The organism is Pareuzebyella sediminis, assembly GCF_008367235.1.
GTDB lineage: Bacteria > Bacteroidota > Bacteroidia > Flavobacteriales > Flavobacteriaceae > Pareuzebyella > Pareuzebyella sediminis.
In genome coordinates this window covers 495,328-510,579 of sequence record NZ_VTZS01000002.1, presented here as the reverse complement: position 1 = coordinate 510,579, position 15,252 = coordinate 495,328, and the positions used below count along the sequence as shown (strand labels likewise).

Sequence of the window (15,252 nt, the reverse complement as noted above, 5' to 3'; positions counted from 1 at the left end):
TGAAAAATACTTAGAAAAATCTAGGCGTATCGATTTGTTTGGGTTTCCCTTTCAATGATTTGTTGTCCGACGTTGTTCCATCCCCTTTTCCTAAATAGAACTTTAAAATAACCTCATGAGAACCGCTACTGAATTCTCCTAAGGGTGGCGTACTATAGTCATAGGAGTACCCTATAAAAGTACCACTCGTCACTTGAAAGCCCGCCAACCCGCTGACTGAACTACTCAACCGATACGAGGCACCGAGCGTAAACCTTTCGTTAAAAAGAAAATTGGTCGAAATATTCGTGTTTAAAGGTGCACCACCAATATAGTTGATTAGAAAGGCAGGCTTGAACTTTAGGGTTTCCGTCAGATCAAATACATAACCCCCGATTAAATTGAACTGCATTCTATCTTCGATCACTGTAGCGACATCATCATTGTAAATACCATCGGTCAAAAAGTTAGGGGTCGAGACACCGAAATACCAGATATCTTCTTGATACAAAAAGAGACCAGCACCAACAGTCGGATAAAATCGCTCTATTATCTGTCGATCTAAGATTGGTTCTCCAGGGTTTTCAAAAGTACCTTTCGAAAAGTCTATGTTTAAAAAAGACCCACCGAGATCCATACCAAAGGAAAGTTTGGCTTTTTCACTAACGTCGATCTGATAAGAGTATGCTGCCTTTACATAGGTTTGTGTGGAGGGACCTAATTGATCACTTATAATATTGAAGCCAATACCCATTTTTTCGTTCTTCAAGGGAACGTTCGTCCCTAATCGAATCGTACGTGGCGAGCCGGGAATATCAAGCCATTGAGCGCGGTAAAGCCCAGCTATTTGTGGGGTTTCTACGCTCCCGACATACCCAGGATTGAAACTGCCAATATTGTACATGTATTGGGTATACTGTGGTTCTTTTTGTGCATGTGCCGAAATAGTTATCAGCACCAAGCCCAGAAAGAAAAATATATGCCTATAAAAGGTTTTCAATGCTCTATCGCCCATTGTGTATGTTGTCTAACGTATAAGCTGTATCCAGCCTTTCTTGGTCATAGAGGTGTCGACACCTTCGACCTCTTCTTGAAGGGTTACATTCAGCACATAAAAATAAGTGCCGTCAGGAACCTGTTTACCCTTCCAAGTACCGTTCCAAATAACTTCATCTTGAAGCTGGTTCCCTTCAAACACCAAGCTTCCGAGTCTATTAAATATCTTGATGTCGTATATTAAATCTATCGTTTCTCGAGTGCCGTTATCGTTCGTATGCACCCTATTAATTTTCAGTTCGTCATTTGTGCCGTCGTTGTTGGGTGAAAATTGATTGAAAATAATTCCGATTTCGGCTTGGGTTCTCTCAGATACATTGACACTGACCATATCTGTATTATTATTGTATTTTCCTTCACTATCGACAGGCGAAGAACTTAGAATTTCGGCCGAATTGGTAAAACTTCCCACTTGAGGCACTAAAATCCGAATCTCTAAAATGGCCACTTCATTTCGCAATAACTCGGGAATCGTCCATATACCACTTTGCGGATCGTAGGAACCTTTGTCCGCTTCATCATTCACATAAAAGAAGCCTCCATTGGCATCGGCCAAGTTATCCAGCACTCGAATATTAGATACGGCATCTTCATTAGATTCATTGGTGACCTTAATTGTAAAAATGACTTCTTGGCCCAGCAAGGGACGAATATCTTTAAGATCGTTATTCGGACTTGAACCTAGGATAGCATCCTCTTTGACTATTCGCGCAAACTTTTCCAAGACCAAATCAATGCCTTCGGGCAAATCAATATTTAAAATAACCTCTGCCCTATCGTTGGCAGGGTTATCATCCACAGGGAAAGATTCAAGAATTTCAGCTACGTTGTTATACGGACCGCCTTCCAACACATCGGCTGTAACCGTTAAGGTCACCGATCCTGCTGCCGGTATTTCAAAAATGGCCCACATGCCCGTTTCAGGGTCATAGTTTCCATTGGAAGAGTCATGGGCCTTATACGCAAAACCCGTCTCCAACATATCGCCTACGGTCACATTTCTAGCTCTTCTATCGGTGGTGTTGGTCACCGTGACGGTAAAGATGACTTCATCACCGGCTATGGCCTGTTCTTTGTCGACCACCTTTTCTATCTGCAGATCAATAGGGGTAGGATCGCAATTCGGGTTGTTGATATCGGGATCACAAGCATCAAGTGGGTTAGTACCATCTGCCTCTTCCTGGCCATCGGAAATACCGTCTTCATCGGTATCACAGAGGCCATTGCTATTATCGGGCACACAGGGGTTGTCATTTGCAGGGTCTAATTGATCGACCACGCCGTCTTGATCGGTATCCAAAATATTGGAATCAAGGGCATCTATGATACCGTCATTGTCACCATCTAAGGGGTTTTGTAGGTCATCGCCTACCTCGATCCCATCATTGATACCATCGCCATCTGTATCGGGGTCATTCGGATCGGTATTCAGCAAGGCCTCCGCCCCGCCTAAAAGACCGTCTCCGTCATCATCCGTATCACAACTACTGACGGATATGGTTATATCTGCCGAAACGTTCGTACAAGGTGCCTCGGCCCCAGTCGTCGTAAAAGTAAATACATAGGATCCATTTGGGCTACCTTGAAAATCGACTACATTGTCGTTATTGGGAGTTATCGTCACCGGACCTGATTTCCAAGTCCAATTGCCTTCACTTGCAGATGATGAAAACCTGCTATCCAAATCCAATACGGTCGTTCCAAACCTCGAATCATTACACGAAGATGTATTGATCGGGGCTCCTGCCGAAGGCTGGGGCCGCACTGTGGCGACCACTTCTATTCTAGGGGAAGAGGTACATGCATTCGAGGTGGCCTCCACGTAATATGAAGTTGTTTGTGAGATATTCGGAGTAGTAAAATTGGCCCCGTTCGCCACTGGTGATCCTCCGGTTGCTACTATATACCAACGAATCGTGGCGTCAGCAGTCGCAGTGGCACCCAAAACCATATTTCCTGGCCCACAACGCTCATTCGTCGTTGTACCTGTAATTTCAGGGGTTTCATTCAAACCTAAAGAAAGGGTGAGCAACGGACTTGCACAGTCGTTGGTAGCGTCATAATAAAAGCCGTAGTACGTACCGGCCAAGGGGTTATTAACCCGGTTATTGCTCACAAAACTTCCTGTTGGATCCTCATCGTCGGTAGCCCAACGCAACACTGTACCATTGGGTCCGGTATTCGGAGCATAATCGTTTAGGGTGGTAGTGATTTCATCACAAAACGTTCTGGGAACGTTGGTATCTAGCACGGGCGCTACATTTCCGGCCTCGCAAGGGTCACAATTCGTTACCTCTATAGTTACGGATGCTGACTGATTGGTACAAGGAGCTATTGCATTGTCCGTTGTATATGTATAGACGTAAGTACCGGCCGGCTGACCCGCAAAATCCATCCAACTGTCAGTACCAGTAGGATTGATAGTCGCCGGCCCAGAGGTAAAAGACCAATTTCCACTATCTTCCCCTGATATATGATCGACTAGCCCTATTCGGGTAGGACCGAATTCATTCGTATCGTTGTTGCATGCCGGTATCGGGGTACTGGTCACCGTACCCGTGGTAGGTTGTTGGTTCGCGGTCAAAACGAGTTCAACCGTCGGACTATAACAACCGTTGTCAGTATCGGCATAAAAACCATAATAGGTATCGGCGAGCGTTACTACACCTCCATCGGCAATCCATTCACCCAGTACCGAAGGATCGGCATTCGTACTCCATACCAGATCAACATTACCTGGCGTGGCACTAGTTACATAATCATCTAACGACTTTGTAAAAGGACTACAAAAGGCTGTTGCATCATTATTCAATATGGGTGCGGTTGTACCGGCATTACAATCGTTATCGGTGATCGTGATATCGGCGCGGTCATCAGGGTTTGCCGCTATAGGAAAAAGTGTCGCATCACTGGTACCAAATATACGTAAACGCACTACTTCGGTATTCTCAAAATCACCATCGTCAATAGGAACCAAGTCAACGGTCGCTGTTCTCTGACCATTCTGGATACTAATCGTTGTCGGAAAGGTCAAATAATCAACACCCTCGGTTGCCGTACTGAACGTTCCGGCCCCAATGGCGAGATCGACCGTTCCGCCCGTACCATTGACACCTCCCAAATCTATAGTATACTGTCCGTTGTCAGGACCCTGCTCAGAAGCCATATCATCGGTGGCCGAAATACTTACGTTACCGATGTCGTTGTCTGCGATGGTTACGGTAGCAGAACTTGGAGAACCAATCGACCCCTGCGTAGTACCGGTCAAGGTCAAAATAACAGTCTCTCCCAATTCTACAATATCATCATCTGTTACATTAATATTAATGTCTACAGAGGCATTACCACCTCCAGGGATAAATGCTAAACCAGATAAACCTTCAAAATCACTGCCGGACGAAGCTGTTCCCGTTATAGTGTAGCTAATAGTAGTTCCTAAAATTACAAAACCTCCTTCTCGCGATATTCTAAAAACACCTGGATTAAGTGTGCCAGGCGAGGTCACTTCCGCAGCCTCTGAATCTACCGAAGAAACGGATATGGTCTGCGCATTGGCCAGACCACCAACGAGCATTAGTATAAAAAAACAAATACCCCTTAAAGTTGCATCGGAACACAAAAAGGGCAGACAATTTTTTCTTTTCAATTTCATAACTGTACGTTGAATCTCTACGAATTCAATTCACAGCGTATTAAGTAGGATAAATGATGAAATGGGTATCAATATTACTAAAAAAATTACCCTCAGCACTAAAATTAGGCCTAAGTATAGACTTTTAAAGATAAACTACCACATATACGAATAAAACATCATTTGGGGATATCGGCCGACCTACTTTCTACGCCTGGGGCTATCTTTCTTACCAGTCCCTGTAAGACCTTTCCTGGTCCGACCTCAATGAATAAGGTAGCACCATCTTTAACCATGTTTTCAACGCTTTGTGTCCATTTTACAGGAGCAGTAAGCTGTAATATCAGATTTTTCTTAATTTTCTCCGAATCGCTAACCGCTACGGTGCCTACATTCTGATACACCGCGCATTTTGGAACATTGAACGTTGTATTTTCAATAGCCGCAGCCAGTTCTTCCCTTGCAGGTTCCATTAATGGGGAATGAAACGCCCCTCCTACAGGAAGTACCAAAGCCCTTCTCGCACCTGCCTCCTTCATTTTTTCACAAGCTTTTTCAATGGCTTCCACCTCTCCTGAAATAACCAATTGCCCGGGACAATTATAATTGGCCGCAACCACTATCCCTGGCGTCTCTTCACAGACTTTTTCTACCGTTGAATCTTCCAATCCCAAAACGGCTGCCATCGTGCTTGGTTTTAGCTCACAGGCTTTCTGCATCGCCAAGGCCCTTTGGGAAACCAACTTAAGACCATCTTCAAAATTTAAAGTTTCGTTGGCCACCAATGCAGAAAACTCACCTAATGAGTGGCCCGCCACCATATTTGGCTTGAATCTATCGCCCAACACCTTGCTCATGATTACAGAATGTAAAAAAATGGCCGGTTGGGTTACCTTGGTTTGTTTTAAATCTTCGGCAGTTCCTTCGAACATTATGTCCGTTATAGCAAAACCTAATATCTCATTGGCATTCTCGAAAAGCTCTTGCGCCAAAGGATATGTTTCATAAAGGTCAAGACCCATTCCCACGTACTGGGCCCCTTGACCTGGAAATACATATGCGTTCATGTTGAATCTTTTTTAAAGGCCTGCAAATCTACGGATATTTTGACACATCGAGACGAAATCAAGTGTCATCAAAAAAACGGATCTTTTTTTATTACAACCTTATCTTCCGATAAACCAAAAATACACTGAAGTAACAACTTAAAATACAAGAACCCTACTTGAACCAACTAGAATAGGTCACATAGTTATTAGCGATACGGTCGATTTCACCAGAACTCAATTCCTTACTAATGTCACTAATCTTCTTGGCAGGAATACCGGCAAAGACACTCCCCGAAGGCACTCGTGTACCCTTGGTGACTACGGCACCTGCGGCTATAATGCTATTGCTCTCAATGATACAATCGTCCATAACAATACTGCCCATTCCAATGAGCACATTGTCGTGCACGGTGCATCCGTGGACTATCGCATTATGTCCTATCGACACATTATTGCCAATGATCGTAGGTGACTTTTGATAAGTGCAATGCACTATCGCACCGTCTTGCACGTTAACCTTGTCACCAAGTTTTATATAGTGTACATCGCCGCGCACAACCACATTGAACCATATACTACATTGATTGCCCATGCTCACTTCACCCACAATAGTAGCGTTTTCGGCAATAAAGCAATTTTTACCGAATTCGGGGGTCTTACCATTAATCGTCTTGATTATCATATTCAGTGTTTGAAATTGGGTAGCTGCTCACCAAGGTAAATCAAAAATAAGTTTCAACCTTCTGAAATGCTACTAGAAAAATGCCAAAAAATCTTTCTTTCGTGATGCAGAGACCAGCAGTTCTTTTCCATTTGATATCAAAACACTACCCCCTTTGCCCTTTCGGTACTTGACCACCTCGTTCACATTGACCAAGTACGATTTATGAATGCGGGCAAAAGAGAAATCAGCCAAGGCTTCCTCAAAATATTTAAGGGTTTTGCTAACCACTAATCTTTTGTTATCCAAATAAATCTCCGTGTAATTGTCATCGGCCTTACAATAAAGAATATCAGCAATATCAAGCACTTGAAATCCATCTTGCTGGGGCAAGGTAATCTTTCCTTCAAGGGATTTCAACTTCGGCTTCAATACCTTGTTTTCGAGTATGCTCTCTTTGTGTTTAATTTCTCTAACATAGGTTACCGCTTTAATAAGTTCATCGATGTTAACAGGTTTCATCAAATAATAAGCGGCATGATTATTCAGGGCCTCCATAGCGTATTGATTGTATGCCGTTACGAAAACCGTTTCAAAAGAGCGCGAGGGCACTTGGTCTAAGAAATCAAATGCATTTCCAAAAGGCATTTCAACATCTAAAAAAACCAGATCGAGATTATTCTTTTCAATAAGAAAAAGGCCTTCTTTAATAGAGGAGGCTTCACCAAGCAATCTGACATCTGGACAATATTTGGCAATATAGTTTCGTAGAATCTCTCTACTATTGGCCTCATCTTCAATTAAAATAGCATCCAATTTCATAATATATTGTTTTTTTGGCCCAAAAGATGGGTAGTGACATATGATAGAAACGGTACTCTTTTATTTCATCTAATCTTTCCTAAGGGTAAAAATAACCTTTGTTCCCGTGCCATCGGTATTCAAATCTGAGATAGAAACATCAATCTTGTCTTTGTACATATCGTTTAAAATGGCAATACGTTTCTTGATATTATACATTCCCTTCGATTTTTGTTTCTTTTGGTTTTTTGTTTTTAAGGTTGTCGATTGTTTTCTGCCTATACCGTTATCTTCAATTGTAATTTCCATGGTGGAACTATCGCTTTGTCTGATTTGAATACCCAAAAACCCTTTTCCCTTTTTATATCTCAGGCCATGCCATATAGCGTTTTCAATATAGGGTTGTAACAGCATTGGGGGTATTTGAAAGGATTCTATTGCCACATCATCGGCAATATTTAACTTATAGTCGAATTTTTCGGGAAATCGGGAATGCTCCAATTTTACATAAAGCTCTAGTAATTCAAGTTCTTTGGAGAGAGGTATAAAATCTTCTTCGGAGTTTTCAAGAACGGATCGCATGAGAACGGAAAATTCACTTAGAAATCGGTTTGCACTACGTTCATCACTCTTTGAAATATAATTGTTAACCGAATTCAGGGCATTGAAAATAAAATGGGGATTCATCTGCGACCGCAGTGATTTAAGAGCCAGTAAGTTGTTGGCCAACTTTTGTTGCTTGTTGCTTCGGTAGAAAAAGAAAGTAGCAACCCCTAGCAAAATGAGCCCGAGAACCAAAGAATAGATCACCCATTTTTGACGCCTATTTGTCTCTTGTACCAATTGTTGTTCGGTCAATGCCAAATCGTATCTGCTTTGTGAGAGCTGTCGCTCTTGTTCAAGACCTGAAATACGGTTCTGCTTTACCGAGATTTCTCGATTTAGCCTTGCCGCCCTAGAAATTTCCTGCTCTTTACGTACGTAGAGCGTATCGACCAGAGCAACATAATCTCTGTAGGTTTCAAATGCCTTCGTATAATCCCCTTTTCTTTCGAAGATCTCAGAAAGTTTTCGTGTCGCATCTTTCTGAACTACAAGATCGTTCTCGGTATTTGCCTCTTCGATACTTTCCTTCAAATACGGAATCGCCTCATCATATTTATCTTGGGCGATATAGGCCTTTGCAATTTTAAAATTGATGCGCTGTGCCGTTATGGAATCGGGCTGTACGGATGCAGGGGCTTGGGCTGCATTGACCTTTGGAATTGTTTTAAGTTCATTCAAACTTTTCTTTCTCAGCGCAATTTCGTCGTTGTATTCATTTTTCTGATTGTAGAAATCGGCTACTTTCTCTTTTTCCTGTACCGACCGCTGCGGGGCCAAGGTTTTCGATATTTCAAGGGAACTGTTGTAATAGGCATCGGCCTCTTGCAAGCGGTCATCTTCCGCATAGGCATCGGCAATTTTTGAATTTAAGTCGGCCAACTTGGGCGAAATTTGATTTTTTTTAGCAATTTTTAAGCCTTGGTCATAAAAGGCCACAGCCTTATCGATTTCATGAAGTCCCTTGTAGGCATCGCCCAAATTTTCATATAACCAGACACGCTGATAAGGTATAAGTGTTTTAATTTTTAAAAGCGGATTCAGAATAGTCTCCGCTTCCCTAAATTGGTTATTCTGGATATAAGTCTCGGCCAAAAGGAGGGTAGTTCGTGAAGATTTGTTCGTATCGAGAGCATTTCTATAATTCTCAATAGCCAAGTCGTATTGATTATAGTAGCGGTATGCATCGCCCAATGCCACCAAAGATTCGGCCCGCTTCCTTTGATCGCTACGGGTACCCAACACGGCTAGGGACTGGGCAATAAAACCAATGCTTTTTTCGATATCGGTTTTCTTATAGAAGTTGGCCGAATCGAGATAGGTTCGGTGCATCGAGCTATCATCTGCTCGGGCCTCACGTAAACTTTGACCGCCCGCTCCATTTTCCTCCACCACCACATCGACATCCTCCTCACTTCGAATAATATGGCGTTTGGTCAGAAATTCAGAGCTTCTGAATGTCAATTCATCACCTATGAATGCCTTAATGGTATATTCCCCCAGACCATTCGTCTGGGTGTACGCACCTCTATCGGTAGATACGACCACACCCGATATGGGTGCATAGGTCGCTTTTTCTTTGACCGAGCCCCTTATCAGTACTTGACTTGGGCCATTATCTACTTGGCCCGATAGCGAGGCACAGGTAAGTAGTATGATGAATACAATGTTGCGAGGGTGATACATATCGATGATTACACCTTGTAAACTTAGCTGATTTATATGGCAGAAAAAAACCTTACCAACCCGAAAACAGTACTGGAAGAGGGCTTTTTACATGCTTTACGAATTAAAGGCAATACGTCACGTAATCAAAAGGCCGTTTCCCTCATTGCCCTTTTTTGAAATACCGAATGACCTCTAATTTTAGCAAAAAAAGCACTAAAACCTAAGATTTTCTATATGGCGATATTGCCTTCCTTCTAAAAATAAAATAAGCATGCGACACGTAATACAAATTCTCGGAATAGGCCTAATGTCAATAAGTTTGACCTATGGCTGCGACGTTACTAATCGAAAGGATATTTCAAAACCATTAATTGCACAAGCCCAAGCGATTACTAAAAGTGACTATCCTAAAAACAATATGGTAAAAATCGCCCTGCTGCTAGACACCAGCAATAGTATGGATGGGCTGATTAATCAGGCAAAAGCACAGTTATGGGATATTGTTAACGAATTTACAAGGGCCAAATGTGGTAATTCAATGCGGCCCGAACTTCAAATTGCCATTTATCAATACGGCAACGATGGCCTATCCGCTCGTGAAGGCTATATTCAACAAATACTTGATTTTAGCAATGACTTGGACGAAATTTCAGAGAAATTATTCTCTTTGACCACCAATGGAGGGGAAGAATTTTGTGGACAAGTGATTCAAACTTCATTAAGGCAACTCGAATGGGATGAAAATCCAGATAACCTCAAAATGATTTTTATAGCCGGTAACGAGCCTTTTAACCAGGGAAAACTAAATTATCAAGACGCCATAACAAATGCCAAAGAAAAAGGGGTTATCGTCAATACCATATTCTGTGGCGATTATGAGCAAGGTATTGCCTCCCATTGGAAAAATGGTGCACTCTGGGCAGGAGGGGAATATATGTCCATAGACCATAATCGGCATACGGTGCATATCGATACCCCATACGATGAAATAATCATCGAATTGAACTCGAAATTGAACCAAACCTATATCTCTTATGGTAGCTTGGGCAAAGCGAAGATGAAGAAGCAGTATGTACAGGATGCGAATGCCTATGAAATGGAGGCGGATGTGGCCGTTAAGCGAGCGGTAAGCAAGAGTTCAAGACTCTACAAAAATGAGCAATGGGATTTGGTCGATGCTTCCGCACAAGACGATTTTGATATTAACCAATTGGATGCCGCTAGCTTACCCGAGGAATTAAAAGAAAAAAACGCTTCAGAAATCGCATCCTATATTGAAGAGAAAAAATCGGAACGTCGGTACATTCAAAAGGAAATCCAAGAACTCAATATCAAGCGGGAAAATTATTTGGCAGAGCACCAGAAAGAATCGGACGAGGGTCAACTCGAAAATGCCATGCTGCAGGCGATAAAAAAACAAGCTGCCGACAAGAACTATCAATGGGAATAAGCCGTGTACACTATTGGGCGGCTGGGCAATAACAATCGTATCTTCGCTCCGATTGCCCAAAATCGTAGCCCAAGGTAATCTGGTGAAATCCTCCGCTATCAAAACGAATGTCACCGGTCTGATAAGAGTAGTTATAAGACACCATAAAGTTTTTGATGTTAGCCCCTACAATCGGTGTAAAGAGTTGCAATTTCTGTTGGCCAAAGTCGGCACCATTGGTAAAAGCGGCACTGTCAAAGCTTCTTCGATAGGAAAGACCTCCCCATATGCGTCCGAAATCTACATCTTTATAGACCTTTGCGTTCAAATCTATGGTCTTTTCCTTGGTAAAGTCGGTCATTTGAAATAAAACGGAAGGTTCAAACTGCCACTCCTGTCTTCCAAAGACATAACCTGCCGAAATAAGATATCGCCGAAGGTTATCGATTACAGGGATATTATCATTTGCTTTACCGTACCTATATAGATTTCTTTCACTACCCAGTAAGTTATTGATTGCAAAATGGGCATAAAACTCCATGAGGTTATAAGAGACTCCCAGGTCTACATTGAAATAGCTTTCACTCAACTTGATTCCGGCTATGGCATCATCCGGCACAACTGATTGAAAATCAGACTCGTCAAGACTACTTTGCAAATAGGTTGGACTCAATCCGAACGAAAGTTGATTGAGATATCTGGGGTCACCTCCTAATTTCAAGTGATGGGCATAAGTTAATTTTATACCTGTCTGTGCGTGATATCCGTTCGCATCGTTGAAAAAGATAACCCCTACACCACTATTGCTTTCTCCCAATCTAAAATGGGCGTTCAAGGTCTGCAAATTAGGGGCGTCCTCAACGCTGAACCACTGCATTCTGGCCGTAGCCCTAATCTTTCCGCCTTCTCCAATTCCCGCCATTGATGGGTAGACCAAATAATAATTGTCCGATAAATAATCAAAATAAACGGGAATCCCCTCTTGGGCATAGGATTGGAAACCAAAAGCCAAGACAGCTAAAAAAAGAAGAAAGCGCTTTATCATCTGTTTTAAATAGGGGAATAAAAAGAATTGACTAAATATAAGGTATAACGGATGAAATGACACATTATTATACCTTTTCGATTCGGGATAGCACCGTAAACCATATATTTAAAAACCAAACTAGATACCCTACGCTGACGCTGATTAAGGAAAAAACTAAACAGCAGTATTAGTTTTTAAAGGTGAATGCCTCTTTATTAGTATAATAAAGGCCAAGTATGGTGCTAAACCTCATCAAAACTTCCATTCTTGAAGATTTATCTCATTTTCCAGTATGGCCTCTGAGGCATCAGGAAGGTTCTCAAAAAAATCAATACCGGTTAGTGCTTCTACCTCATCGACCGAAACCACAAAATCAGTTAAGGGTCGGGTACTTTCTTCCGCCTTGAAAAGAAATGCCATAATCTTGGGGTTTTCTGGGGTTCCTCTGGCTATTATTTTGTAGAAATAACGAGGCACGTCGACATCTTCGTCTCCAATTTCTTCCAATCCTTCTTCAAGAACCCCTCCCGTCACGATAAAAACCTCATTATATCGCTTCGCCCATTGCCGAATCTTCATTTCCAACCGGTTCCAGACGCCGGCATTGAAATCACCTTTTTGTGGACTGATATTACTCGTATAAAAGGTCTCATTATACGCCTGCTCGGAGAATCTGCGGTCCCCAGCAGGACAAAGATGCCCCCGATCATAGCCAGAACTCCTATAATTTCTCCAATCTGCCGATTTACTGGGAACTTTAGGGTCTTCAATAAAATAGGGACGGTTTCGCTGATCGTTCGTTATATGCTTTTTGTTCAAGGTATAGGCAACCCATTCGGCCTGTTCGTAAGGGTCATTATACGACAAGACAAAATAACTGTGCTCGACTATAACACCAGTGGTTGAGTTCGGATAAAAATTCAAAGGAATATGTATGTGCATCTCCTCACTCCCAGAATCCGAGTAGGTATCCGGAGTATAAAAATTATCGAACAACCAAAATCCTATGATACAGATACCCATAAGAACCAGATAAATTCTTCGATTTCTCGATGTTGTTTTGGCCCTTACCATGCTTTAAAAATAATCGAACATTGAAAATGAGGAATAAAAAAACCCCGATTATTCATCAGGGTTTCTCAAAAGTATGTATTGTTTCAACCTTTGACCGCCAACTTTCCGTTTTTAATATTATTCATCTTCAAGTCTTGCAGTACATTGACCGCCTCTTCGACATACACATCTTTGGCCAAATTCTTATGCCATCTATCACGCTTCTCCCTGAGCACCGAATCTTTGGTAAAGAGCTCCTCTTCATATTTCAGGGATTCAAAAGATAATTTTGAATCGTAATCGGAAATGGCCTTGAAATATTCTGATTCCTTACGATCTTTTTCTTCCTCCTTTTTATAATCGTTATAATTGAGGGAAATCGTGGTCTTATCTTGCTGGGCTTTTAGCCATTTAGCATTGTCTTCGATCAATTTTATCTGTGGATTGTTCGACATTCGACGTGTACTATTAGCGATGGTTTGTTTGTAGTCGATATAACCCTCCCACGGTTTATAATCCGCCGGGGAAATTTTATCCCATCCCAGCGGGTTGGATTGATCCCTTTCGCCTAAATCCACATAACTATACCTATCCGGTACGACAACATCACTCTTCACCCCTTCAAGTTGTGTCGAACCTCCGTTTATCCGGTAAAACTTTTGTGTGGTCAATTTTATAGCCCCTAGATCACCATAATCATTACTTCGCACAATATTGTCTAAAGGAATTACATTCTGTACGGTACCTTTTCCAAAAGTCTGCTTGCTACCGATCACTACCGCCCGTTTATAATCCTGCATCGCCGCCGCTAAAATCTCAGAGGCCGAGGCCGAAAGTTCGTTAACCAAAATTACTAAAGGCTTATCCCATTGGATGCGTTCATCTTTATCGTCGTACACGTCTTTGCCTTTTCCAGAAGAACGCACCTGAACAATGGGGCCCTCCTTAATAAATAATCCGGCCATCTCAACCACCGTTTTCAAAGATCCACCGCCATTATCCCTCAAATCAAGAATAAGGCCTTCGGCCCCTTCCTGCTTTAGACGTTCTATCTCTTTGGCAACATCGGTAGCCGCATTTCGTTCCGTATAGTCGTCAAAGTCTACATAGAACTTAGGCAAATCTATAATTCCGAACTTTTGGTTGTCCTTTATGATATTGGCAGACTTTGCAAAAGATTCTTCCAGCTCTACCACATCACGGGTCAAGGAAACAATTTCTAGCGATCCGTCAATTTTACGAACTGTTAGTTCTACCACGGTTCCTTTAGGACCTTTAATGAGTTTTATGGCATCATCTAAACGCATACCTACAATGTTAATAGGCTCTTCTCCCTCTTGCCCGACTTTTAAGATCTGGTCTCCGACCTCTAATCGTGCGTCTCTCCACACCGGACCACCGGAAATAATCTCGACAATCTTTGCTCCCTCGGGCTTTTTCTGAAGCCTAGCACCGATACCCTCGAATTTACCCGACATACTCATATCGAACTTCTCCTTATCGTCTGGAGCAAAATAGAAAGTGTGTGGGTCGAATTCATCGACGATGGTATTGATATATTGTACGAACCAATCTTTACGTTCAAGGTCATCGACAAAATCAAAAAACTCATCCAACGTCTTTCTGGTGGCAGCCCTTGCAGATTTTTCCGCTTCTTCAGGTGTCAACGGAGTCTCAGAAACATCATCGTTGGAAACCTCAAAATCACCTCTTTTTAGTTCTTTTTCAACATTCGGGTCTTTCTTTACCCTTCTCATTTTTGAATCATAGGTACTCAAAGTGGCGTATTTCAATTGCTTTCTCCAACGTTCTTTGAGTTCTTTTGGCGAACCAACAAAGGGTTCCTCTTCGTAGTCAATATTTATGTTCTCCTTTTTAGAATAGTCAAATGGTTGTTCGAGAACATCCCGATAAATAACTTTAGCCTCCAACATTCGCTTCATCAACCGTTCGTAAACCAAGTTAAAAAATGAAATGTCCGTACTTTTTATTTGATCATCCAATTGAAACTTGTACTGTTCAAATTCAGCAATATCTTCCTGTAAGAAATAACGCTTAGTAGGATCTAGTACGTCAATGAAATCTTCAAAAACACTTACCGAAAAATCATCATCGATATTTTTTGGCTCATAATGTCCCTTTTCAAGGACATAAGTAATCAAATCCAATAGTAATTTGTCTTTGTCGTCGTTCTCAAAAGACTTATTTGTAAAGCCGCATGAAGCCACGGAGATAAGCATGACCAAAAGTACGTAGGCGAAATTCCGTTTCATATATATTTGAAGTTTTAAGTGT

11 protein-coding genes are annotated in these 15,252 nt (G+C 41.9%); 2 read left to right on the top strand and 9 right to left on the bottom strand.

Annotation, left to right across the window (positions count from 1 at the left end; genetic code table 11):
* Positions 1-10 precede the first annotated feature (10 nt).
* The 6 genes from F2B13_RS08795 to F2B13_RS08770 form a co-directional block, all read right to left on the bottom strand.
* A complete protein-coding gene (locus tag F2B13_RS08795; RefSeq protein ID WP_149274719.1) occupies positions 11-994 on the bottom strand; it encodes a PorP/SprF family type IX secretion system membrane protein in 984 nt (327 codons plus the stop codon).
* A 12-nt stretch (positions 995-1,006) separates the two neighbouring features.
* Positions 1,007-4,687 (bottom strand): Ig-like domain-containing protein, encoded by a 3,681-nt coding sequence (locus F2B13_RS08790; protein WP_149304006.1) that lies wholly within the window; start codon positions 4,685-4,687, stop codon positions 1,007-1,009.
* 158 nt (positions 4,688-4,845) lie between these two features.
* Complete coding sequence (gene fabD / locus F2B13_RS08785) at positions 4,846-5,733, bottom strand: ACP S-malonyltransferase (RefSeq protein ID WP_149274717.1); 888 nt, start codon at positions 5,731-5,733, stop codon at positions 4,846-4,848.
* Positions 5,734-5,887: 154 nt separating this feature from the next.
* On the bottom strand, positions 5,888-6,397 hold the full coding sequence (locus F2B13_RS08780) for a gamma carbonic anhydrase family protein (RefSeq protein WP_149274716.1): 510 nt from the start codon (positions 6,395-6,397) through the stop codon (positions 5,888-5,890).
* A gap of 72 nt (positions 6,398-6,469) precedes the next feature.
* Positions 6,470-7,198, bottom strand: a complete 729-nt coding sequence (locus F2B13_RS08775) for a LytR/AlgR family response regulator transcription factor (protein ID WP_149304005.1) — start codon at positions 7,196-7,198, stop codon at positions 6,470-6,472.
* Between the two features lie 69 nt (positions 7,199-7,267).
* Positions 7,268-9,466 (bottom strand): histidine kinase, encoded by a 2,199-nt coding sequence (locus F2B13_RS08770; protein WP_149304004.1) that lies wholly within the window; start codon positions 9,464-9,466, stop codon positions 7,268-7,270.
* A 36-nt stretch (positions 9,467-9,502) separates the two neighbouring features.
* On the opposite strand from F2B13_RS08770, the gene F2B13_RS20720 reads away from it, so the two are divergent.
* Positions 9,503-9,625 (top strand): hypothetical protein, encoded by a 123-nt coding sequence (locus F2B13_RS20720; RefSeq protein WP_262713819.1) that lies wholly within the window; start codon positions 9,503-9,505, stop codon positions 9,623-9,625.
* 94 nt (positions 9,626-9,719) lie between these two features.
* Positions 9,720-10,898, top strand: a complete 1,179-nt coding sequence (locus F2B13_RS08765) for a vWA domain-containing protein (protein WP_149304003.1) — start codon at positions 9,720-9,722, stop codon at positions 10,896-10,898.
* A 10-nt stretch (positions 10,899-10,908) separates the two neighbouring features.
* Here F2B13_RS08765 and F2B13_RS08760 read toward each other — a convergent pair whose 3' ends face one another.
* From F2B13_RS08760 to F2B13_RS08750, 3 genes are all read right to left on the bottom strand, one after another.
* Positions 10,909-11,922: a PorP/SprF family type IX secretion system membrane protein gene (locus F2B13_RS08760; RefSeq protein ID WP_149304002.1), complete on the bottom strand. Its 1,014-nt coding sequence runs from the start codon at positions 11,920-11,922 to the stop codon at positions 10,909-10,911.
* 234 nt (positions 11,923-12,156) lie between these two features.
* The gene (locus F2B13_RS08755) at positions 12,157-12,978 is read right to left on the bottom strand and encodes a DNA/RNA non-specific endonuclease (RefSeq protein ID WP_232625209.1); all 822 of its coding nucleotides are present in this window, start codon (positions 12,976-12,978) and stop codon (positions 12,157-12,159) included.
* An 83-nt stretch (positions 12,979-13,061) separates the two neighbouring features.
* Complete coding sequence (locus F2B13_RS08750; protein WP_149274710.1) at positions 13,062-15,230, bottom strand: carboxy terminal-processing peptidase; 2,169 nt, start codon at positions 15,228-15,230, stop codon at positions 13,062-13,064.
* Between the last annotated feature and the right edge of the window lie 22 nt (positions 15,231-15,252).